Source organism: Lysinibacillus capsici (assembly GCF_020217405.1).
Taxonomy (GTDB): domain Bacteria; phylum Bacillota; class Bacilli; order Bacillales_A; family Planococcaceae; genus Lysinibacillus; species Lysinibacillus capsici.
Genome location: NZ_CP084108.1, coordinates 4,335,488 through 4,355,993 on the forward strand (window position 1 = coordinate 4,335,488; position 20,506 = coordinate 4,355,993).

22 protein-coding genes and 1 riboswitch are annotated in these 20,506 nt (G+C 37.4%); of the genes, 3 read left to right on the forward strand and 19 right to left on the reverse strand.

The window, feature by feature from the left end:
• Nucleotides 1–85: 85 nt before the first annotated feature.
• From LCP48_RS21430 to LCP48_RS21450, 5 genes are all read right to left on the reverse strand, one after another.
• Nucleotides 86–853 (reverse strand): tyrosine-protein phosphatase, encoded by a 768-nt coding sequence (locus LCP48_RS21430; RefSeq protein ID WP_004231891.1) that lies wholly within the window; start codon nucleotides 851–853, stop codon nucleotides 86–88.
• Nucleotides 854–998: 145 nt separating this feature from the next.
• Nucleotides 999–1,949, reverse strand: coding sequence for an ABC transporter substrate-binding protein (locus LCP48_RS21435; protein ID WP_004231888.1), 951 nt, complete (start codon nucleotides 1,947–1,949; stop codon nucleotides 999–1,001).
• Nucleotides 1,933–2,490 (reverse strand): hypothetical protein, encoded by a 558-nt coding sequence (locus tag LCP48_RS21440; protein WP_004231886.1) that lies wholly within the window; start codon nucleotides 2,488–2,490, stop codon nucleotides 1,933–1,935. The genes LCP48_RS21435 and LCP48_RS21440 overlap by 17 nt, the downstream gene beginning before the upstream one ends.
• A gap of 158 nt (nucleotides 2,491–2,648) precedes the next feature.
• Nucleotides 2,649–2,846, reverse strand: a riboswitch (cobalamin riboswitch).
• A gap of 124 nt (nucleotides 2,847–2,970) precedes the next feature.
• The gene (locus tag LCP48_RS21445) at nucleotides 2,971–3,516 is read right to left on the reverse strand and encodes a glutathione peroxidase (protein ID WP_004231883.1); all 546 of its coding nucleotides are present in this window, start codon (nucleotides 3,514–3,516) and stop codon (nucleotides 2,971–2,973) included.
• Nucleotides 3,517–3,596: 80 nt separating this feature from the next.
• Nucleotides 3,597–4,151, reverse strand: a complete 555-nt coding sequence (locus LCP48_RS21450; RefSeq protein WP_004231881.1) for a hypothetical protein — start codon at nucleotides 4,149–4,151, stop codon at nucleotides 3,597–3,599.
• A gap of 90 nt (nucleotides 4,152–4,241) precedes the next feature.
• Here LCP48_RS21450 and ytvI point away from each other — a divergent pair, with 90 nt between their 5' ends.
• Nucleotides 4,242–5,300: a sporulation integral membrane protein YtvI gene (gene ytvI / locus LCP48_RS21455; RefSeq protein ID WP_004231879.1), complete on the forward strand. Its 1,059-nt coding sequence runs from the start codon at nucleotides 4,242–4,244 to the stop codon at nucleotides 5,298–5,300.
• 162 nt (nucleotides 5,301–5,462) lie between these two features.
• Here ytvI and LCP48_RS21460 read toward each other — a convergent pair whose 3' ends face one another.
• Together LCP48_RS21460 and LCP48_RS21465 are read right to left on the reverse strand one after the other, a co-directional pair.
• The gene (locus tag LCP48_RS21460; RefSeq protein ID WP_004231877.1) at nucleotides 5,463–6,617 is read right to left on the reverse strand and encodes a C40 family peptidase; all 1,155 of its coding nucleotides are present in this window, start codon (nucleotides 6,615–6,617) and stop codon (nucleotides 5,463–5,465) included.
• Between the two features lie 321 nt (nucleotides 6,618–6,938).
• Nucleotides 6,939–8,927: an ABC1 kinase family protein gene (locus tag LCP48_RS21465; RefSeq protein ID WP_225340505.1), complete on the reverse strand. Its 1,989-nt coding sequence runs from the start codon at nucleotides 8,925–8,927 to the stop codon at nucleotides 6,939–6,941.
• A 249-nt stretch (nucleotides 8,928–9,176) separates the two neighbouring features.
• Here LCP48_RS21465 and LCP48_RS21470 point away from each other — a divergent pair, with 249 nt between their 5' ends.
• Complete coding sequence (locus tag LCP48_RS21470; protein WP_004231874.1) at nucleotides 9,177–10,871, forward strand: FAD-dependent oxidoreductase; 1,695 nt, start codon at nucleotides 9,177–9,179, stop codon at nucleotides 10,869–10,871.
• Nucleotides 10,872–10,909: 38 nt separating this feature from the next.
• On the opposite strand, the gene LCP48_RS21475 is transcribed toward LCP48_RS21470, so the two are convergent.
• The 11 genes from LCP48_RS21475 to hmpA all read right to left on the reverse strand — a co-directional run bounded on the left by LCP48_RS21475 (nucleotide 10,910) and on the right by hmpA (nucleotide 18,605).
• Complete coding sequence (locus tag LCP48_RS21475) at nucleotides 10,910–11,860, reverse strand: c-type cytochrome (protein WP_004231872.1); 951 nt, start codon at nucleotides 11,858–11,860, stop codon at nucleotides 10,910–10,912.
• 234 nt (nucleotides 11,861–12,094) lie between these two features.
• A complete protein-coding gene (locus tag LCP48_RS21480; protein ID WP_225340506.1) occupies nucleotides 12,095–12,799 on the reverse strand; it encodes a DsbA family oxidoreductase in 705 nt (234 codons plus the stop codon).
• Between the two features lie 13 nt (nucleotides 12,800–12,812).
• Nucleotides 12,813–13,589 (reverse strand): sulfite exporter TauE/SafE family protein, encoded by a 777-nt coding sequence (locus tag LCP48_RS21485; protein ID WP_225340507.1) that lies wholly within the window; start codon nucleotides 13,587–13,589, stop codon nucleotides 12,813–12,815.
• 80 nt (nucleotides 13,590–13,669) lie between these two features.
• The gene (locus tag LCP48_RS21490; protein WP_370568703.1) at nucleotides 13,670–13,897 is read right to left on the reverse strand and encodes a sulfurtransferase TusA family protein; all 228 of its coding nucleotides are present in this window, start codon (nucleotides 13,895–13,897) and stop codon (nucleotides 13,670–13,672) included.
• A 140-nt stretch (nucleotides 13,898–14,037) separates the two neighbouring features.
• Nucleotides 14,038–15,165, reverse strand: a complete 1,128-nt coding sequence (locus tag LCP48_RS21495) for an MBL fold metallo-hydrolase (protein WP_009370630.1) — start codon at nucleotides 15,163–15,165, stop codon at nucleotides 14,038–14,040.
• Nucleotides 15,166–15,244: 79 nt separating this feature from the next.
• Entirely contained in the window at nucleotides 15,245–15,640 is a 396-nt protein-coding gene (locus LCP48_RS21500) for a DsrE/DsrF/DrsH-like family protein (RefSeq protein WP_004231858.1), read from the reverse strand.
• A gap of 17 nt (nucleotides 15,641–15,657) precedes the next feature.
• Nucleotides 15,658–16,206, reverse strand: a complete 549-nt coding sequence (locus LCP48_RS21505) for a sulfurtransferase TusA family protein (RefSeq protein WP_004231855.1) — start codon at nucleotides 16,204–16,206, stop codon at nucleotides 15,658–15,660.
• A gap of 63 nt (nucleotides 16,207–16,269) precedes the next feature.
• Nucleotides 16,270–16,569, reverse strand: coding sequence for a rhodanese-like domain-containing protein (locus LCP48_RS21510; protein WP_004231854.1), 300 nt, complete (start codon nucleotides 16,567–16,569; stop codon nucleotides 16,270–16,272).
• A gap of 12 nt (nucleotides 16,570–16,581) precedes the next feature.
• Nucleotides 16,582–16,923: a rhodanese-like domain-containing protein gene (locus LCP48_RS21515; protein ID WP_004231851.1), complete on the reverse strand. Its 342-nt coding sequence runs from the start codon at nucleotides 16,921–16,923 to the stop codon at nucleotides 16,582–16,584.
• Nucleotides 16,924–16,965: 42 nt separating this feature from the next.
• Nucleotides 16,966–17,226, reverse strand: coding sequence for a metal-sensitive transcriptional regulator (locus LCP48_RS21520; RefSeq protein WP_004231849.1), 261 nt, complete (start codon nucleotides 17,224–17,226; stop codon nucleotides 16,966–16,968).
• 212 nt (nucleotides 17,227–17,438) lie between these two features.
• Nucleotides 17,439–18,605 carry an NO-inducible flavohemoprotein gene (gene hmpA, locus LCP48_RS21525; RefSeq protein WP_004231846.1) on the reverse strand — a complete coding sequence of 389 codons (1,167 nt, stop codon included), beginning with the start codon at nucleotides 18,603–18,605 and terminating at the stop codon, nucleotides 17,439–17,441.
• Between the two features lie 190 nt (nucleotides 18,606–18,795).
• Between hmpA and LCP48_RS21530 the strand changes: the two genes are divergently transcribed.
• Nucleotides 18,796–19,233: an Rrf2 family transcriptional regulator gene (locus LCP48_RS21530; protein ID WP_004231845.1), complete on the forward strand. Its 438-nt coding sequence runs from the start codon at nucleotides 18,796–18,798 to the stop codon at nucleotides 19,231–19,233.
• 48 nt (nucleotides 19,234–19,281) lie between these two features.
• On the opposite strand, the gene LCP48_RS21535 is transcribed toward LCP48_RS21530, so the two are convergent.
• Complete coding sequence (locus tag LCP48_RS21535) at nucleotides 19,282–20,262, reverse strand: GNAT family N-acetyltransferase (protein WP_004231844.1); 981 nt, start codon at nucleotides 20,260–20,262, stop codon at nucleotides 19,282–19,284.
• Nucleotides 20,263–20,506 lie beyond the last annotated feature (244 nt).

Here is a 20,506-nt window from a genome sequence, read left to right on the forward strand (position 1 = left end):
AAATATTCAGACTGTAAAGAGATTTATAGGAAGACAGCGCTTCCACATAAAAAATCCCTCTCACATCGTGTGAAAGGGCCCTTTTTTAAATTAAGCAATAGGATTGTAATTGCTCTCGTTTTTCAAATGTTAGGCCAAATTCCTGCTCTAAAAACCCAGTCTTAGAACCATAGCGACGATCCATCTCATCCAATGCTGCTTGTAAATAGTCTTCACGGGCGGACATTAATGCATAAAATTGCTGTAGTTCTTGCTCATTATACTGATGCTGAATAGCCTGAGCCAGTCTTTCTACCATTGGACGTAAATGTATATTAGTATCTAAATAGTCCTCCATGATGGTCTCCTCAGGTACATCTAAAGCTAGTAAAATAAGTGCTCCTCCAATACCCGTTCGGTCCTTACCAACTGCGCAATGATGTACAAGACCTAGATTATCAGGGTTTTGAATCGTTTGCATTAACTCTTTAAATGAAAGATTGTTAAAAGGCATTTGTGCATAAAAATCTCGAAACATCTCAGGGCTTACCACTTTATAGAAATCTCTACCACCAGCATTGGTAGGCATTTCAAAAGCATGATTACCCTTCGCTGGGATTTGTATATATTGAGCATACGTGAACACTGGATTAGGATTATGATACGCCTCATTGTTATCGCGATAATCAAAAATGGTTTTAATCCCTAACGTTTCAAATAGCTCTTTATCTGCCAGTGTCATTTTTCCAAGAGCAGCTGAGCGGTAAAATAAACCATTCTTTACCCTACGCCCATCTTTTGTTTTATATCCACCCATGTCTCGGAAATTATAGACTGCTTCAAATGGAATTACCTTTGTCTCTAATTGCTCCAATCACTACACCTCCTAAGATTATTAAGCATACTTACTTTTATTTTAAAGAACAAACTACATTAATTCCAATTTTCACGCTAGGTAGTAATTTAAACCACATAAAAAATGCTAGCTGAATGGCTCGCAGCTAGCATGAAAACATTTCTTATTTAAATAACTCTGGGTACACAGCCTTCGCTACTAATTCTACAGCCTCACCAATACGCGGACCAGGTCGATTTGAGATATCTGTATCAATGGACAATACCGCTTTGTTTTGAATAGCTGTCACAGTATTCCAACCATCTCTTCCCAGAATTTCTCCTATTGGATCTTCTGTATAGTTTACTGTTGTTAAAATAACATCTGGATTTTTCGCAATAACATCTTCCTCACTCACTTTTGCCCAGCTATTCAAGTCAGAAAAAACATTATTAACATTAGCTGCATCTAATATTTCTTGCTGGAAAGTGCTAGAGCCTGCTGTATATATGTCTGGCTTAGGGCTAACCTCTAAATAAACATTTTTCGGCGTTTTTACGTCCTTCACCTTCATTTGTACTTCAGCAATTTTCGCTTTAATCTCTTCATTTAATTTATTTCCTTTATCAGCAACACCCATCACAGCAGCAATTTGTTCGATATCTCCATAAACATCATCAAAAGTAGTCGCAGATTGAATAACAAATACTTTAATTCCTGCGTTCTCAAGCGGCTTTAGTGCATCCTTATCACCGATTGTATAAGCAATGACAACATCTGGCTTTAACGCTATAATTCTTTCACTGTTAAAATTCGTAGTATCAGAGACACGTTCAATTTTTTGTGCTTCCTCTGGGTAAGTATCGTACTCAGTTGCTCCTACAATTTTATCGCCAACACCTAAAGCAAACAAAATTTCAGTATTACTTGGTTGTAAAGATACAACTGTTTTTGGTACTTCATTAAACGCTATTTCCACTCCACGGTCATCTGTCACTTTATAGCTTGTTTTCTCTGCTTGTTGTGTATCTTGCGAAGCATCTTTATTTTTTGTATCTTCAGCAGTGCCACAGCCTGCTAATACCAGTGCAAGTAAGAGCACTGATAGCCATTGGAAATTAAATACTTTTTTCATTGTTATTCTCCTTTTTCTTTTTCATTGGGTAGGATTTACTAATAAACGGTATTTCCGCTATTCCAGCTTGCTGATTCATAAAAACAGCCATGACAAAACATACATTAGCTAATAAACCAAGGTAATCGAAAAGAATAGCAGGAACCTCTCGTTCTTCTGATACTTTGTGTAAAGTACGATATGATTTTTTTGCCTCACTGCGACAAAGATGTAAGGCTGCAGCAGCCTCTGTTCCTTGAGGTAAAACAAAACTTTGAATCTCTTCCTTCACATGGCGAACGTAAAAATCATAACGTTCACTTAACCAAGATAAATCCTCTTCAGTTACTGCTAATTTCCCACGTACTGAGCCATTCACATGATAAGCCATAGGTAACATAAGCAATAAATCCTCAGCAACAACTTGAACATCCTCTTTTTTTACCGCAGCTAATGCAACTCCTAGATGTGTTGTCAGGCTATCTGTTCGAATTTCAAAATCGACCGTTGAAGCTTTCTCACGCATAAATGGATAACAAGAATAACGGGCATCTTTTTTCACTTGCTTCCCCCCTATTTTCTATAATGAAAAATTCATATTTGAAAGGCATAAAAAAGTCGCTCCTTTTTGCAAAGGAACGACAAAAATAACATAATGAGCCATCAAACTGGACAAAGCCTATGTATTTGCCGTATATCCTCCTAGCTTCCGAGAAGTTTTTATACGTTCAAATAAAGGTCGGTCTCCTGGCTTGTACAGTTCGTCACATGAAACGAATGTGTTATAAAGGACCTTCCCATCTTCTTTGAGACAGTGGTAAATCTTTATAATGGCTGCACTTACAGTTGCGGAAACAGCTCCGGTTTTTCACCGGATTCCCGATTATGCTAATTAGCACCTTTATTCTGCAAGAATATTTCATTTGTAAAGCAGTTTATCATATATGCTTCAGAAAAAATAGCTGTACACAGTTTTAAAATATAGCATTATTTCTACTTGAAGAGAAAACTCTAACAAATTTTTACATTATTAAGAAATTTACTATAATAGTGTTTCAATTGCTTTTTCAATATCGAGCTGTGAATCTGTTGGTTCAAAGCGTGCGACGGTCTTACCATTAGCATCTACTAGAAATTTTGTAAAGTTCCAGCGAATATTACGACCATCTAAAAAGCTTGGGGCAAGTTGAACAATTGCTTCTGCCAACATTTTCTCCTGCATACTTGCCTTCCCAAACTCTCGGTAATCCACTTCATGCTTTAAATAATTAAAGAGTGGATGTGTAGCCTCTCCATTTACCTGTACAAGCTCAAAAATCGGGAATGTGACCCCATAGTTTACCTTGCATAGATGCTTAGTTTCCTCCCCATCTTCAGGATTTTGATGGCCAAATTGATCACAAGGGAATCCAAGAACTACAAAATTCTCTTTTCCATATTTATCATACATTTTCTGTAAGTCTTCAAATTGATATGTAAATCGGCATTGGTTTGCCGTGTTAACAATTAACATTGTTTTTCCACGATATGTTTCCATCGATAAAATTTCGCCATTAGGCTTCCGAACTAGATAATTATAAATGCTCATGCATAATCCCCTTTTTTCATTCATTATAGTTGACTATTCTATCGTTCATCAAAGAATTTGCACAAAAAAACACCACCTCGCTACTTTGAACGGATGGCTGACTTATACTTCTTTTTATATTTAGCATCTTGTTCTTCATTAATTAAACGATGGGCAATATCTAATAATTTCGAGTCATTTGTTTGATCATATAGCTTTTTAAATGACATAATAATATCCTGACGAATAAGAGATGGCTGTTTTTCATCTATACATGTTTGAAATCTTTTAGCTAGATACGATACAACCAAATCTCTTTGTACTGGACCCGCCTGTCCAATTTTCCAAATTGCTTGTAATGCATGCCTTGCCGTAGCAGATTGTTCATCGTAAGTCACAGCCCAAATCTTTAAAAAATCCTCCAAGACCCTTTCTTCTGGATCACTTTTTGCAGCTAAAGCGCATAAAATTTGTGCAGCACGTGCACGAGAATAACCATTATTGTATGTAAGTGCTTTTATTAGCTGTTCCCAAACTGCATATGTCCAATCTACGGGTTCCTGCATAATTTTCATTAATTCCTCGTAAGATTCATATTGAATATCGCGATCATGCTCTGTTAGATTACTAAAAAGTTGCAAAATCTCTTTTTCCATAATTCATCCCTACCTTTATTGTTTCAGAACGTAATAAAATTTGATTTATGGTACACTTAACTTAATTTTTTTCGCAAAGAAGGTGAGTTTATGAATAAATTTAATGCTAGGAAATTGATTTTTCGGTTGATTGTGATAATATCCCTACTTCTAGCTGCCTATTTTATTATCCCAGTGTCCATGCCTTTAATACTTGCTGGGATTAGTGCATTTTTCTTAGAACCAATTGTCATGTTCTTTAAACGGAAATGGAAAATGTCACGGAAAATAGCAGTTGCTTTTATTTACATAGTGAGTGTTATTGTTATATCTATTATTTGTTATCTATCCATTACACAAATAATGACACAAATAATTTTACTATCTAAGCAAGCTCCCTATTATATTTCCAAGCTATCAGATATGTGGCTTCATATGCAAGAAAATATTTCTAAATACACAGAAGACTTTCCACCTGAAGTAAGTGCTTCGCTTCAAAAAACCACAATGGATTTCATAAAGAAAGTTGAAGAATCCTTTTTAAGCTTCTTTAATTATAGCAAAGTTTCTGCCTTCTTTTCAGAGATACCCAGCCTATTTATCAGTCTTCTCGTTTATATGATTGCGCTATTCCTATTTATGCTTGATTTGCCTAAGTTAAAGCAAATCACTTATAAATATTTAAAGCCCAATACAGCAAAGAAGATAAAAATTATTTTAAATCGCTTAAAAGATGCAACATTTGGCTATATGAAGGCTCACTTATTTGTAAGCTTTATTATTGGAGGCGTCACACTCATTGGACTGCTATTAATCCAACCGAAATATGCAGTAACAATGACGATTATTATCTGGTTAATAGATATTGTACCATTCCTAGGCTCTATCATTATTCTAGCGCCATGGGGACTTTACCACCTGTTGATGGGAAACACCTCTATAGCTGTAAAATTATTCATCTTAGCTGCTATTTTACTTATTATTCGTCGAGTAGTCGAGCCTAAATTAATGGGAGACCATATCGGTTTATCCACTTTACCAACATTAATTTCCATGTTCATAGGTCTACAGTTATTTGGTATTATCGGTTTACTTGTCGGCCCATTCGTTATTATTTTCTTTATTGCCTTGAAAGAGACAGGTGTCATCAAAGTAAATTTTAAAATTTAATATCAATTTAGTATGCAGGAAAGTCTCTTTTCAAGAATAGAAGTAGTCGTCTTGTTTCTTTTGAAAGAATAGCATTCCAAAAACAAAAAAGGTCATCTTTGTATATTTTTCTCTACAAAGATGACCTTTTTCTTATCTCAACCGTCTATATAATAGTGAGGCCTATTGAATACGTCCAAAGCCTACTAAGTATTGATTCCACCAATCAAGTGATTCAATTACGACACCATTGTTTTGAGCGTCGATCATTGTGTTATTACCTAAATAAATACCTACGTGTGCTACACCTGAACCATAGCTGAAGAACACTAAGTCCCCAACGCGTGCTTCACCTGCTGAAATGCGTTGTGTTGCTAAATATTGTTGTGATGCTGTACGAGGTAAAGAAACACCCGCTTGCTTATATGACCATTGTACAAGACCTGAACAGTCAAAACCTGTTGATGGGTTGCTACCACCCCAAACATAAGGACGTCCTAGGAATTGTTTAGCTGTTGAAATGGCATCTCCTGAAGAAACAGTGCCAGCTCCTGACCCAACAATAATTTTTTGTGGTTCGCCTCCACCATTATTTTGAGTTGCTTGTATAACTGGTGTAGCTGCTTGAAGTGCACGTAAACGAGCTGCCTCTTCTTCAGCTGCTTTACGCTCTGCTTCTAAACGTTCTTCTTCTTGTTTCGTTGCAATTTCAGCTTTTAATGCAAGTGATTTCGCTTCGTTCTCAGCTTTCTTCACTTCCATCTCGCTTTCTTTTTGCTGAAGCTCTTGGAATTGTTTTTGAAGTTCCTTTTGTTTTTCATCTAATGTAGCTTTTTGTTGCTCTAAGCTTGCTTTATCTGCTTCCTGTTGATCCACTAATTCTTGGTCAGCATCCATTAATGTTTTTACCGCTACGACACGATCCATTAAATCTGCAAAGCTTTTTGCCTCAAGCACTACATTTAAATAAACACCTACAGTGTTGTCTTGCGCTTGGTATGCAGCCATACGCTCACTTAAAATTTTTGAACGTTGCTCGATACGTTTTTGTGTTTCAACAATACTAGCATCCACTTCTTTAATATCTGCTTGTACTTGTTTAAATACCTTTACTTTTGCGTCGATCTCTTGTTGTAGTTTCGTTAGTTCTTCTTGTAATTTTTTAATTTGTGCATCTATTTCAGCCTTTTTCTCAATCATTTGTTGAGAAGTTTCTTCGGCATGTACTTCTGTTGGTTGAATTGTATTAAATAATAAGCCGCCAGCTAGTGCTAATGCTAGCACCATCGACTTACGCCATTTGTTACGCTTAGCCACGTTACCTTCATTTCCCTTCATCTATCAATTTCGCTCTCGATATTCTATGTAATCACTTGAACGATTTCTATTTTAATTAAATGTTCTTATATTTATTTTAGCCTTTTAAAGTTTAGCATTTTCTACATAACTTTTATACTATTTCATGTCTATTTAATACATTAGTAAAACTCGAAATATTTCTGTAACATTCGCACTTAAACTACATTATTCTACATAATACATTTTTCTTCTACACAGAGAAACTATTAGCTAATTCGACATTAGACCTAACAGATCTTTTGTAATGTTTTTGTAATATTTGAGGATGCCAAAGAAAAAGGTAGGGAAAAAATTCCCTACCTATTGCTTCATCGACCTTAATGCTTGTATAGATAATCTCACTAACAAAATAGCACATAAAAATAAACCTAAATATGCCGCTGTGTTCAAATAGACCGCATAAGAATCGTGGATAAATTGTGAAATAGCTAAAAGAGCGACAGATATAATACCAAAAGTTATACCCACCAGCAGCAAAACAAATTGAGAAAACAAATGTGTAATAAAACGTGAATTATGTTCATCCGAAAAGACATCATGATGTAAAATGATTTTTCCGCTCTCAACTCGCTGAATGAGCTGATCGACTCTTCTAGGCATTTTACGCAAAGTCGGTATTAGCATAGATAATTCTTCTTGCAGCCGCTCCTTAGTTGCCATCGGTTCTTTAAAAGGCTTAAGGAAAGAGGCACGCATATATGTAGCAGAAAAATCCTTTGCCTCAGTAAAGATATCAAAACGTGGGTCTATTACCCGTAATGTGCCATCTAACGTCACTAAGGAACGGAGAGCTAATCCCACTGCTGGATAAAATGCAAGTCCAAAATCTCTTACCACTGTAAATAGCGCGTGAATTAATTCTTCAGTAGGTATACGGTCAACATAGGAAATTTTCAGTAAAATTTGGTCGATTGCCTGCTCCATTCTCGCACGTTCTGCATGATCAGCATTTTCCACTAATAATGTTAAACCATCATATAAAACGCTTGAATCATTTAGTTGAATGCCCATTAAGAATAACTTTAAGCCTTCTTGCTGTGTTGCACCTAAACGTCCTACTGCGCCAAAGTCAAGCAAGACTGGTGTGCCATCTGATTCATCTATATGGATATTTCCTGGATGTGGATCTGCATGAAAAATACCAGAGAATAGCATCTGCTCAAAAAATGAGTAGAGTACGGTTCTTGCAAATTGCCTACGATCAATCGACAAACGATTAAATTCAGATGCCCCATCTGCCACACTTTGTCCACGAATATACTCCATCACAATAACATTTTCATTACTGAAAGGCGTAAATATTTTAGGAATTCGAACCTTGTAATCGCTTTTCGCCAGTGCATTCTTCACCTGTAGCGTATTACGTACTTCAATATCTAAATGAATCTCCTCACGTAGTCCATCTGCAAATCCCCCAGCCAACTCTCTAAAGCCCAATGATTCTGCCCAGGTTGATTTTGTGGATAGCCAATTAGCAAATTCCTCTAAAATTTCAAGGTCATCACGCATAATTCCTTTTACTTCTGGACGCAATAGCTTGACTACCACCTCTTCATAATTTTTAAGCCTTGCTTTATGCACCTGGCCAATAGAGGCTGCTGCAATGGGCTCCATTTGAAATTGGCTAAATATTTCGTCCATTGATTGCGGAAGAGACCTCTCTAAAATTTGTTTCACCTGCTCCTCTGATAAAGGCCTTACTCGGTGTTGAAGCCTTTCTAATTCATCAATAAAAATAGGTGAAAAAAGCTCTTTTCGTGTGGAAAGCACCTGGCCAAATTTGATGAAAATCCCACCACATTGTTCTAACGTTGCACGCAAAGCAATTGCAAGCTCTTTTTCATTTTCTCGTTGCCTCGCATATTTAATCGTCTGTACGACACCATTTGTAACAGCAATTTTTAATACCTGACGCAGGCGTTTCTGCTGTCGCCAATAGCTACGCAATCGCAATAGTAAAGATTTTTGGCCGTGACGGCGATCTCCATTCGTAATGCCACTAGGGTCAAAAAGCTCAAATACCAAATAAAGCAACATCGAAATTAGTAGCATACTACCGATCCAAATCAGTGTGCTTACCTCAGTTACTGTTTGCATCATCGTTTCGGATAAAAAATCTGTATGGCGTAGATAAGAATACCAGTACACAAAAGAGGTTAATGTCACACTAATAACGACTGACAGCACTCTTCGCACAAAATTAATATTCGAGCCAATTAATCGTCCACTCACAATATAAATCAAACCCGATACTATGAGGATTTGGGTTAAAAATTTCAAAAAGATCAACAGTGTCACCCCCTGTGCCATTTCCATTTCCTACTACCGTTAGTATAGCAAATTTGTGCATCAACTTTCTTGAACGAGGAACACCACAGAAAATTTATTAATTTGGCACCTTGATAAAATACCCTTTAGGGTATATTATTTATTTGTAGTATTAAAACTACATAATTCACCTACTTTTAGAAACAAAATCTTTATTTAAGAGACTTTAAATACCCCATTATGTATTTACTATGAAAAGGAGTGTTTACATTGAGTAAAAAATTTTTAGTAGTCGGTGGCGTTGCAGGTGGTGCATCCACAGCGGCTCGTCTTCGTCGTCTAGATGAAAAGGCAGAAATTATTATATTTGAAAAGGGGCCGAATGTTTCATTCTCTAATTGTTCTCTCCCCTTCCATTTAAGCGGGATTGTTGAAAATAGCGACAAATTAATTTTAATGACGCCTCAAGGCTTCCAAACAAAATACAATATAGAGGCTCGTGTTCAGCAAGAAGTTGTACGTATTAACAGAGAGCAAAAAACCATCACCATTAAGGATTTAAAAACGAATAGAGATTATGAGGAAAGTTACGATACGTTAATTTTATCCCCAGGAGCAAGTCCTATCGTCCCTGACTTAGAGGGCATTCATTCTAAGCACGTCTTTACCATTAGAAACGTGGCTGATATTGACCGTTTAAATTGGTATCTACAAACAGATAATGTACAGGATATTGCCGTGGTTGGCGGAGGCTTCATTGGTGTAGAGGTAGCAGAAAATTTGAAGCTAGCAGGCTATAATGTATCTCTAGTTGAATTTGGCCAACAAATTATGGCCCCTTTTGATTATGATATGGCTCAAATCCTACACAAGGAAATGACTGATAAAGGGGTTCAAGTTATTGTCAATGACGGTCTTGCAAAGGTTACACCAAATAATGTGACGTTGAACTCAGGCAAACAATTGAAAGCCCAAGCAGTAGTATTAGCAATTGGCGTTCGACCTGAAATCCGCTTAGCCAAAGAGGCCGGGCTAACAATTGGTGAACTCGGAGGTATTCAAGTTGATGCAAATTACGTGACGTCTGATCCTTCCATATATGCTGTGGGAGATGCGATTGAAGTATTCCATCAGCTTACCCATAAACAGACGCGCCTTGCTTTAGCCGGTCCCGCTCAACGACAAGCACGTGCAGCAGCTAATCATATGTATAACATCCCTCATCACAACAAAGGAGTCATTGGATCTTCAAGCGTACAAATTTTCGATCTCGTATGCGCGACAACAGGTTTGAACGAAAAAACAGCCCTAGCAAATGGCTTTCAAGCAAAAAGTGTTTATTTGATAGCTCCAGACAAAGTAGGACTAATGCCAAATAGTAATCCACTTCACTTTAAGCTCGTTTATGAAACACCGACGGGTAAAATACTAGGGGCTCAAGCAATAGGTAAAGGTAATGCAGATAAGAGGATTGATGTTATAGCTACCCTCATCACAATGGGCGGTACATTAGAAGATTTAAAGGAGCTAGAGTTATCCTATTCTCCAATGTTTAGCACTGCCCGTGATATTGTTAATTTGGCAGCTCTTGTAGCTCAAAATCTATTACACGGACACTTTAAGCAGGTAAAAGTTGATGAAGTAAGGGAACTCATTGAAAATCAAGCCTTTTTCTTAGACGTTCGTGAAAAAAATGAATTTGAATCCGGTCACCTTATCAATGCACACAATATTCCTCTAAGTGAACTTCGGGAAAGAATGGATGAAATTCCGAAGGATCAAGCAGTGTATGTGCATTGCCGATCTGGTCAACGTAGCTATAATGCTGTTATGGCCCTTCAAAATAGCGGTTTTTCTAACGTCTTTAATGTAAGTGGGTCATTCCTAGGGATTTGCTTATACGAATATTTTACAGATATCACAACGAACAGAGATAAAATAGTAACTGCTTATAATTTTAAATAAGTTAAAGGGATGCCAATTATCAGCATCCCTTTTCTTCGTTAATTTGTAGACAAAACTTTTTCCCAGTCAATCGTACCATTTTTAACTTGTTCACGTTTTTCCTTAGTCATGATGTCATTTGGACGCCCGCCTTTTGGCCAATCTTTTTCATGGTTCGCCCACTCTGGACGATCTTGCGATAAAATAAAGGCAGCTAAATCTGCAGCTTCTTGATCTGTTAATGTTCCCGCTGCACCTATCGGCATATTATTTTGAATATAGCCAGCCATTTTTGACATACGTGCCATACCTGCGCCATCATTAAATGAATTATCTCCCCATAAAGCTGGGCCAGTATTAGCACCAGTTCCTGCGCCATCAGCTGCATGACAGGCTATACAGGACTGTGCATAAAGCTCCTCACCATCTGCAACATTTGGAATCGGCACATTCTTCATATCACTTGTGCCCGCCCATTCACGTTTTGCTCCAATCGGAACACCTTCAGAAATATAAGCGAAATACGCCACCATAGCCTCTAGTTCATCACTATTCATTTCGAATTTTTTACCATTCATGCTACGAACCATACAGCCATTAATCCGTTCTTCTATTGTAACTACACCACCTGAGCGTCCAATATACTGTGGATAATTTGCCATTACACCTACTAATGATGAGGCTTGCTCGTCATAGCCAGCACCGGCATGACAGCTTGTGCAAGATAATTGGTTGCCCACATATTCATCTGCCGCAACATGTGTGTTATTAACAAGTTCATAGCCCGTTAATATTGCTTCTTTCATTGGACCATCTGGTACTTCTTCAATACTTGGCGGAGCATAGACCACTGACTGAGCAGCTGCTGTTGTTGGTATTTGTGTTTGCACTGTCGCTTCTTTCTCACTCACATTCGAATCAACTGTAATTTTGTCACTGACAAACGTCCCAACAAAAATGGCGCCTGCTAACAGTACTGTTCCTGCTACTCCTGCTACTATAGGTTTCATCTATAATACCCCCCTTTGTATTCTCACTTATATTTTAGCAACATAACAATTTATTGGATGTGATTTTTCTCACACTACCATAAAATAGAACCATTTAGATGATAAAAAAGGATAAATTATACATTTTATTTTGTTCTATAACACAGAAAACAAGACTTAATACCTCTTGCAGTATTCATTTGTTCGAAAAAAAAGCGTCAAGTACACATACGCACTCGACACCTTTAAAGTCTTTTATAGTTTACACTGTCCATCAGCACATACCGATTCTCCATTACCATTTATCATTATCGTTGGCTGAATACCAGCTATTTCTGCAGCTTGATGCAAAGTTCGCACAAACACTTCATTCGGCTCAGCCCCTTTAATACCATAACGATTTTCAAATACAAAGAACGGTACACTTTGTACGCCAAGTTGCTGTGCTTCATAGCGATCCTTGTCTAGCTCTTCACTAAAATCAGTTGAAGCTAATATTCCCGCTGCAACTTCTCTATCCAAATCTAATTGCGCAATAACTTTTAATAAGAACTCATCTTTATTCAAATCTTCACCATCTTTAAAATAACCAGCCATTAGTGCTTCCGTATAAGCTGTCGCTTTACCAAATTGCTGCGTCCATTTCGCTAAACGATGAGCCTTTTCTGTATGCGCTGTTTTCATCTTAGCAAAATCATAATGCAAACCAACTTCCGTTGCTCTCAAAGCTATACCTTCAACCATATCTTTCACTTCTTCTAGCGTGACATCATATTTTTTAGCCAGCGCCTCATAAAAAGAGGGTGCATTCACTTTCGGATTGTCTGGGCCTATTTGAAATGCTTTATATTCTATTTCTACTCGTCCTGTATAGCCTGCAATGTCAATTGCCCGTTCAAGTTCTCGCTTGCCAATATAACAAAATGGACATGTAAAATCAGAGAAGACTTCTATTTTCATTACCATACCCCCTTTATAATATATCCACCCAAATTTTAATAGCTGTTGCTAATATAAGAATCGCTAAAATAATTTGTAGGAATTTTGTATTTAACTTGCCCCCTATTCTCGCACCTAGAGGAGCAGCTATTAGACTTGATACAATCAAGATGAGCGCCGGGTAATATTCCACTTGTCCAGTCATTAATTTACCAATGGTACCTCCTATTGAGGAGATAAACGTAATAGCAAGGCTTGACGCAATAGTCATACGAGTAGGAATTCCTAAGACCACAAGCATGATAGGTACTAATAAAAATCCACCAGCTGCCCCTACTATCCCGGAACCGATACCAACAACGAAAGCTAATAGGGCCGACAATGGTTTATTAAATGTAACAGCCTGCATCGGTTTATCATCAATTTGCTTTTTCGGTATGAACATCATCACAGCTGCAATCAATGCAAGGATTCCATAGACCATGTTAATACCAGACTCAGATAAAAATTTTGAACCGAAGCTACCCACAAAGCTTCCCGCTAATATGGCGCTCCCCATATAGATAATGAGTGATTTATTTAAATACCCACCTTTACGATAGACCCAAACACCTGAAAGAGCAGCAAAAAGTACCTGAATCGCACTTATTCCTGACACCTCATGTGCAGAAAAGGCCGCAAATCCTAGTAATGGCGGTATATATAGTAGCATCGGGAAATTAATGATGGCACCGCCAATACCTAACATCCCTGATACAAATGAACCGAGAAAACCAATAAGTAAAATGGTTAAGATCCATGCAATATCCATTTAGTTTTCCTTCTTTCTGGCTGTATTCAACAAAAGGAAAGAAGGGTTGTTCTACTGTAATAGACAACCCTCAATCAGCCCTATGCTTTCTGAATGAAAAATGTAATGATGCCAGCCTCTTCAGCTTGATCTAAAATGATATGACCTCCAGCTTTTGCCCAAGCAGGAATATCCGCTAAAGCTCCTTTATCTGTCACCTGAACTTCTAAAACTTCCCCAGACTTTAGGGTATCTATTGCTTTTTTTGTCTTCACAATAGGCATTGGACAAGAAAGGCCTTTTGCATCTAGTTTTAAACTTGATTTCATCATATTCTCCTTCGACTCGGCAAAGGTTGTAATTTTGCCGGTTCTTCTTGTTTTATATCTTCATGAAGGATGAGCGCCTTCAATTCACGAAATTTACATATAATAAGCATACATGCATACTCATTGCACTTTAGCATGTTTTACCGTACTGCACAGCGATTTGGTCCAATTTCCATTTCTGTTTGCTCATCTAACTCAGGTGTTATTTTCCCCATATTCACCTGACGAATTTCCTGATAAGCATTGGGTTGTGGAGGTAATTCATCTGTTACCACACGTCTAAATTCTGCTTCATCTTGAATATTTAATCCATGGTTTTGTACAAATAAATCCCCTAGTCGTCTTGCAACCGTTCCATCTTCATTCAGCTCATCAATAATCATAAAATGTGCTGGTAAGACAATAAGTTCATCAGACAATTCTCGATAACGCTTGTAAAGCGTGTCTCGTAAATCTCCAACCCAGTCATCAGCAAGGCCAGCTAAATCAGGACGTCCGATTGAGTCGATAAATAAAATATCTCCTGTTAATAAATATTTGCTGTCAACAACAAATGAAGTAGAACCTATTGTATGACCAGGAGAATAAATAGCTCCTACATCTATTTTTGATGCACCGATTTGAACAGTCGTTCCATCAACTAATGGTGTATAGCGGAAGACAACTTCCTCAGCGTCCTTAGGTGGCAAATAATAGGTTGCACCTGTCATCTCTGCGATATGGCGCCCACCTGAAATGTGATCAGCATGTAAGTGCGTATCAAAAACATGTTTAATTTGAACATTTTTATGTTCTGCAAAGTTTATAAACACATCTGTAAAACGTACAGCATCAATAATAGCTGCTTCACCTTCAGAAAGGACCATATAAGACAGACACCCCTTTCCTAAGCGAACAAACTGATAAAGCTCACCACCACCTGTTAAATCGCCTACTTTAATCGGCTCTAAATATTCGCTCCAGGATTTCATACCTCCTGCTAAATAGGCAACCTCAATACCTGCCTCAGCTAACATTTCAGCGACCATTAAAGACGACCCTTCTTTTGCACAAACGACTAAAACTTCTTTATCAGTTGGGATATTCGGTAAAATATTATCAATACCATCTAACAGTTCAAAATACGGTATATTTAAGTACTCAAAACGATGGCCATCAATTTTCCAATCTTCGAATGCATCCGCATTACGAACATCTAAAATAAACAACTCTTCATTGTCAATAACCTTTTTAGCTACTTGTGACGCGCTCCATTTTTGAATTGACATCTCCATTACCCCCATTGGTATTATTTTCACGTTTTTTATAGCGGAGAGGGGTACCCTCTCCGCTTTTATAGGTAGGTCACTAGAATGTAAGTGACGGTGCTGCGTCTTTCGCGAATTCTAGGAACGTTACGGCTCCTCCCACTTCAATACCCTCGATGAAATCTTCAGTAGTTAAACCCATAACATCCATCGTCATCTGGCAAGCAATAAATTTCACACCCAATTCTTGTGCCATTTCCACTAGTTGAGGAATAGCTGGCACATTTGCTTTTGTAAACCCTTCAGCATAGTGTTCTGCTCCAGCAGGCATTGGTAATACATGCATACCTTGCTTATGAATTAGATTCAAACCTTCAAATGTAAAGAAGATAGCTACCTCTTTCTCAGAAGCTGCCGCAGCTGTTGCGATATTAAATACCTTATACGCATCAAATAAACCACCGTTACTTGCAATGATTGCTACTTTGTTCGACATAATAAAATTCCTCCAATTTAAATATTTTTTGTTAAATCGCCTGACCACGATGTCATTCCTGGTAAGACGTTAAATACTTTCGTAAAACCACGTGAAGCCAGCTTTTGCGCAGCCATGTCACTGCGTTTTCCAGTACGACAAATAACATATATCTCCTGCTCTTTATCAAGCTCAGAAAGTCGCGTCTCCAGTTCGCCCATTGGTATCGATTTTGCTCCCGTAATATGCCCAAAAGCGAATTCCGCTTCCTCACGTACATCTAGAATTAATCCTTTACGACTTGTGATTTGTTCTAAATCAATTGTTTGATCAAACGTCATTTCTTCTATTTGGTCGTTTGTACATTTACGAATATAATGTTTCAGTACACCATCATCTTCTATAGTACCAATATACTGATGACCTACAGTTTCAGCCCATGCCGCAATATCAGCTTTTGACCCTTTATCTGTCGCAGCTACTTCTAAAACTTGACCATCTACTAAATCAGCCATTGCTTTTTTTGTTTTCACAATCGGCATCGGGCAAGAAAGGCCCTTGGCATCTAGCTGAAAATCCGACTTCATACTTTCCATAACCTCCATATACCTATAAGGGTATTTTTTTATTCAAAAAAATATAGATTTAATCTATAACTGTACTTTCCCCTCCCAAGCTAACATACCACCAATCATGTTAGTTACATTAAAGCCATTACTTTCTAATATTTGAGTAGCCCGAGCACTACGTCCACCTGATCGACAAACCATAATATACGACTCTCCCTTATTTAATTCAGGTAGTCGAAACTCTAATAAACCTAGCGGGATATGAATAACGCCCGGAATTCGACCAGCCTCTACTTCATCTACCTCTCGCACATCAATAAGATTCAGCTTCCCACCTTGCTCCATAATTTGCTGAACTTCTTTGGCTGTAATTTCTTTCACTTTTTTCTCCTCCTAGTATGCACTCATTCCACCACGAACATTAGAAACACGATCAAAGCCTTGCTTTTTCAGTTGCTTACAAGCCTGACTACTTCGCATGCCACTCTGACATATAACTACGATCTCTTTATCCTTCGGTAGGTTTTCAAAGTTCGATCCAAGCGGAACATTTTTAAATTGCGAGATATGCCGACCTTTATACTCAGCAGGCGTGCGTACATCGATAAATATCTTATCCTTATCATTCAGCATATCTTTTAATTGGGCTGTAGAAATTGATTGAACGCCCTTCGCAGGCTTCATTCTCCAAACGAAAAAGGCTGCCACAAGCACAATAATAATCCATATTTCCATATGATCAGTCCTCCTTTTTTATACAATTATGGGTATATTAAGTTATCGACTTTTCACGACCAAATCCATCGCCTCTTGGATAGCAGCATTCATTTTTTCAGCATTGCCTTCAGCAGTCGATACACAATCTAATAAATTTTCACTTACAATGACACCGATCGTCCGGTCAACAGCAGAACGCACGGCAGATAGCTGTGTAATCACATCTTTACAACTTTGATCTTCTTCCATCATGCGTAAAATACCGCGCATTTGACCTTCCATACGTTTCACACGATTTGCCGTGTTTGAGCCATACGCCATTCTGTTATGCCCCCTTTCAAACGATAGATTGAAATTCCTTACGAGATTTATATTATACCCCTATAGGTATATTGTCAATATAAAGCTTCAATCTTTTTTAAAATGCTGCAATTGCAAGGCACAATGTTCTCTATATTGCTTAAAACTCATCTATCTGCTTCCTACAAAAAAACCCTGCTACGAGTTATTACTCATAGCAGGGAGTTTATTTTTTATTTAGCTAATTGCATGGCTGGTCCAAAGAATTCATAGTGAATTTTTTCATCTTTCACGCCAATTTCATGTAAATTTTTAATAACCGCTTCCATAAAACCTACAGGGCCACATACATATACATCTGCATTATCAGTTACTTTTTCAGCCAGCAATTCTTTGGTAATAAGCTTGTCTTCATCAGAATATAAAGCTGTATAGGATGCATTCGGTAATACGTTTACTTTTCCTTGAATATCATCGCTGAACGCTACAACCTTCTCATTACGAGCACATTGGATAAAGTTCACTTCATTCTCTGCATTATCATTTAAAGATTGCAGCATACTGTTTAAAGGTGTTACACCAATACCGCCACTTACAAATGTAATTGGTGTAGCCGTTTCTTCTAATACAAATAATCCAGCTGGAGCACTTACATCTACTAAATCACCAACTTGTAAGTGATCATGAATATAATTTGATACTTTACCATTTGGCGTATGGTCACTTTCACGTTTCACCGAAATACGATAGCCATCTTCTGCACTCGCTTGTGATAGTGTATATTGACGGTTCATTAAATACTCTTCTCCTGGCACTTTTACTCGAATAGAGATGTATTGACCTGGTTCATAAGTTGGTAGTGGTGATCCATCTTCATTTACAAAATAAATAGAAGTTACTAAGTCACTTTCTACAACTTTTTTTGCCACTTTTAAAGGTTTAAATAGACGCCATCCACCATTGTTCTCAGTTTTTTGGTATAACTCTTCTTCTACTTGAATGAAAATATCTGCGATAACGCCATACGCCTCAGCCCATGCACCAATAATATCATCTGTTGCTGCATCACCAAGTACTTCTTTAATCGCTTTTAGTAAGTTTTCACCCACGATTGGGTAATGTTCAGGTAAAATTCCTAAACTACGGTGTTTATGTGCAATAAGCATTACTGCTGGTAAAATCGCTTCTAAATTTTCAATATGAACTGCTGCAGCGTAAACAGTATTTGCTAATGCTGTTTGCTGACGGCCTTGTTCTTGGTTCGTGTGATTAAAAATATTTAGTAATTCTGGATGAGCTTGAAACATATTTTTGTAAAACGTCTTTGTGATTTCAACACCATGAACTTCTAATACAGGTACTGTTGCTTTAATAATTTGAATTGTTTCTTGTTTTAACATATCGCTTACCATCCTTTCGTGATTACAATATAACGCTTTCATTCTCTTTAAGCAATATATAAAATACATCTTTAACAAAATAGACATATTTGATGTATTCTAAATACATCTTTAAAAATAGGTTGAAGATATTATACTTCAATGTAAAAATGCTATAATTATTATGAATTATAGAAAGTAGGGTGTTCGGATGCGCTTAACTTTATACACGGACTACTCTCTGCGCACGCTTATTTATTTAGGCGCAAAGGAAGATGGTCAATTATCAACTATTCAAGAGATCTCAGATGCTTATAATATATCGAAAAACCATTTAATGAAGGTGACACACCAGCTTGGTTTATTAGGTTACATTGAAACAATTCGTGGACGCGGCGGTGGTATTCGCCTTGCTATCGATCCAAAAACAATTACCATCGGTGAAATTGTTCGTCATACAGAAGAGGATTTTCATCTTGTAGAATGTTTCGATAAAGAGAATAACCTATGTAAAATAGCTCCAGAATGTCAACTAAAGGGTGTACTGTATGAAGCTTTGCAAGCCTATTTGAACGTGTTAGATCAATACACCTTGGACGATTTCCTTCATTCTAAGGAAAAATTAATGGCGCTACTGCTCGGTAAATAAAAATACCCGCTCAACATTTGTTGAACGGGTATTTTTTTATAAAGTTGCTTATAATTGTTTTGTAAAGAAAATCATATCCAATGCACGAATACCATTTTCATAAATTGGTTCTGGGTAATGACTGAAGAAATCCTTTTCAATAGCCTCCATGCGAAAGCCTGCTTTTTGATAAAAAGCGATATTATCAATACTTGAGTTCGCCGTTCCAACTAACACTACCTGATAGCCTTCATTACGGCATTTTTCAATAAGTTGTCGTAATATCTCTTTGCCTATTCCCTTCCCTTGATACTTGGTTTCAATAGCAATATTCTTCAATTCAATTGTAGTGTCAGATTGAGGAATGACTAATGCCACTCCCACTAGCAGTTCTCCACAATTAATTTTATATAATGTACCCTTATCTAAATATTTCCGAACTGCCACTTCACTCTCATCAGCTAATAAAAGCTGAGGTAAAAAGGCTTCTCGGTTTCCTTCTACCTTTTCTAGGGATGTTCGATAACGGACATAATCTTCTCGTTCAAAAACATTTAACACACATGGTTGCTTTTCCTTCACTTCTAACCATGAATGCTCCTCAGGATAATCTTTTTCCACCCCTAATCGAACAAAAGGTAGCTTTTCTTGTGCTTTTTGTGAACGGATATTAACCTTTCGGGCTCCTGCAAAAACACGTGATAATCCCAACTCAAAAAACGCAATATCTAAAATAGCCGTTTTTGCTTCAAGATTATAGCCCTTCCCCCAAAATTGATAGCCAAGCCAAGAGCCGATATGACAGCTCTTTTTATGATGATCTATAAACATCAGAGATGTAACACCAATGACTTGCCCCTCCTCATCTAAAATCACACGAGGGACGGTCTTACCTTCTTCTTCATCTATACGTTCTCGCTTAATAAAATGAATCGTGTCTTCTACCTTGCCAGCAGGTAAACCAAGGGCGTCTCGAACCTGTGGCATAGAAGACAACGCATGCATAGCCTCAGCATATTTGATATCGTGTCTCACTAAAGTTACCGTCATCTTCTATTCTCCTTTATTTCTGTTAACAATACATTTTCTTTATTGTAAAGCTAACGAAAAACTTTTTCATCGATTGGAGTACCCATAAGACGTAATAATCTTTGTAGCCTTACAAACTACTTTAAATAAAGGCAACAAAAACTACAACAAAACGAGTTACAAAAAAGTTTACTTTATTAATGCTTTCATTATTTCTTTCTATAAAAGATCAACTGTATTTTATGCATTAGTCACTTTGCAACAT

Excerpts from the sequence above, each read along its gene's own strand:
- LCP48_RS21435 (WP_004231888.1), bottom strand. The coding sequence starts at position 1,949 with ATGAAAAAAGTATTTAATTTCCAATGGCTATCAGTGCTCTTACTTGCA.
- LCP48_RS21445 (WP_004231883.1), bottom strand. The coding sequence starts at position 3,516 with ATGAGCATTTATAATTATCTAGTTCGGAAGCCTAATGGCGAAATTTTA.
- LCP48_RS21450 (WP_004231881.1), bottom strand. The coding sequence starts at position 4,151 with ATGGAAAAAGAGATTTTGCAACTTTTTAGTAATCTAACAGAGCATGAT.
- ytvI (WP_004231879.1), top strand. The coding sequence starts at position 4,242 with ATGAATAAATTTAATGCTAGGAAATTGATTTTTCGGTTGATTGTGATA.
- LCP48_RS21460 (WP_004231877.1), bottom strand. The coding sequence starts at position 6,617 with ATGAAGGGAAATGAAGGTAACGTGGCTAAGCGTAACAAATGGCGTAAG.
- LCP48_RS21475 (WP_004231872.1), bottom strand. The coding sequence starts at position 11,860 with ATGAAACCTATAGTAGCAGGAGTAGCAGGAACAGTACTGTTAGCAGGC.
- LCP48_RS21480 (WP_225340506.1), bottom strand. The coding sequence starts at position 12,799 with ATGAAAATAGAAGTCTTCTCTGATTTTACATGTCCATTTTGTTATATT.
- LCP48_RS21485 (WP_225340507.1), bottom strand. The coding sequence starts at position 13,589 with ATGGATATTGCATGGATCTTAACCATTTTACTTATTGGTTTTCTCGGT.
- LCP48_RS21490 (WP_370568703.1), bottom strand. The coding sequence starts at position 13,897 with ATGAAATCAAGTTTAAAACTAGATGCAAAAGGCCTTTCTTGTCCAATG.
- LCP48_RS21495 (WP_009370630.1), bottom strand. The coding sequence starts at position 15,165 with ATGTCAATTCAAAAATGGAGCGCGTCACAAGTAGCTAAAAAGGTTATT.
- LCP48_RS21500 (WP_004231858.1), bottom strand. The coding sequence starts at position 15,640 with ATGTCGAACAAAGTAGCAATCATTGCAAGTAACGGTGGTTTATTTGAT.
- LCP48_RS21505 (WP_004231855.1), bottom strand. The coding sequence starts at position 16,206 with ATGAAGTCGGATTTTCAGCTAGATGCCAAGGGCCTTTCTTGCCCGATG.
- LCP48_RS21515 (WP_004231851.1), bottom strand. The coding sequence starts at position 16,923 with ATGGAAATATGGATTATTATTGTGCTTGTGGCAGCCTTTTTCGTTTGG.
- LCP48_RS21520 (WP_004231849.1), bottom strand. The coding sequence starts at position 17,226 with ATGGCGTATGGCTCAAACACGGCAAATCGTGTGAAACGTATGGAAGGT.
- hmpA (WP_004231846.1), bottom strand. The coding sequence starts at position 18,605 with ATGTTAAAACAAGAAACAATTCAAATTATTAAAGCAACAGTACCTGTA.
- LCP48_RS21530 (WP_004231845.1), top strand. The coding sequence starts at position 18,796 with ATGCGCTTAACTTTATACACGGACTACTCTCTGCGCACGCTTATTTAT.
- LCP48_RS21535 (WP_004231844.1), bottom strand. The coding sequence starts at position 20,262 with ATGACGGTAACTTTAGTGAGACACGATATCAAATATGCTGAGGCTATG.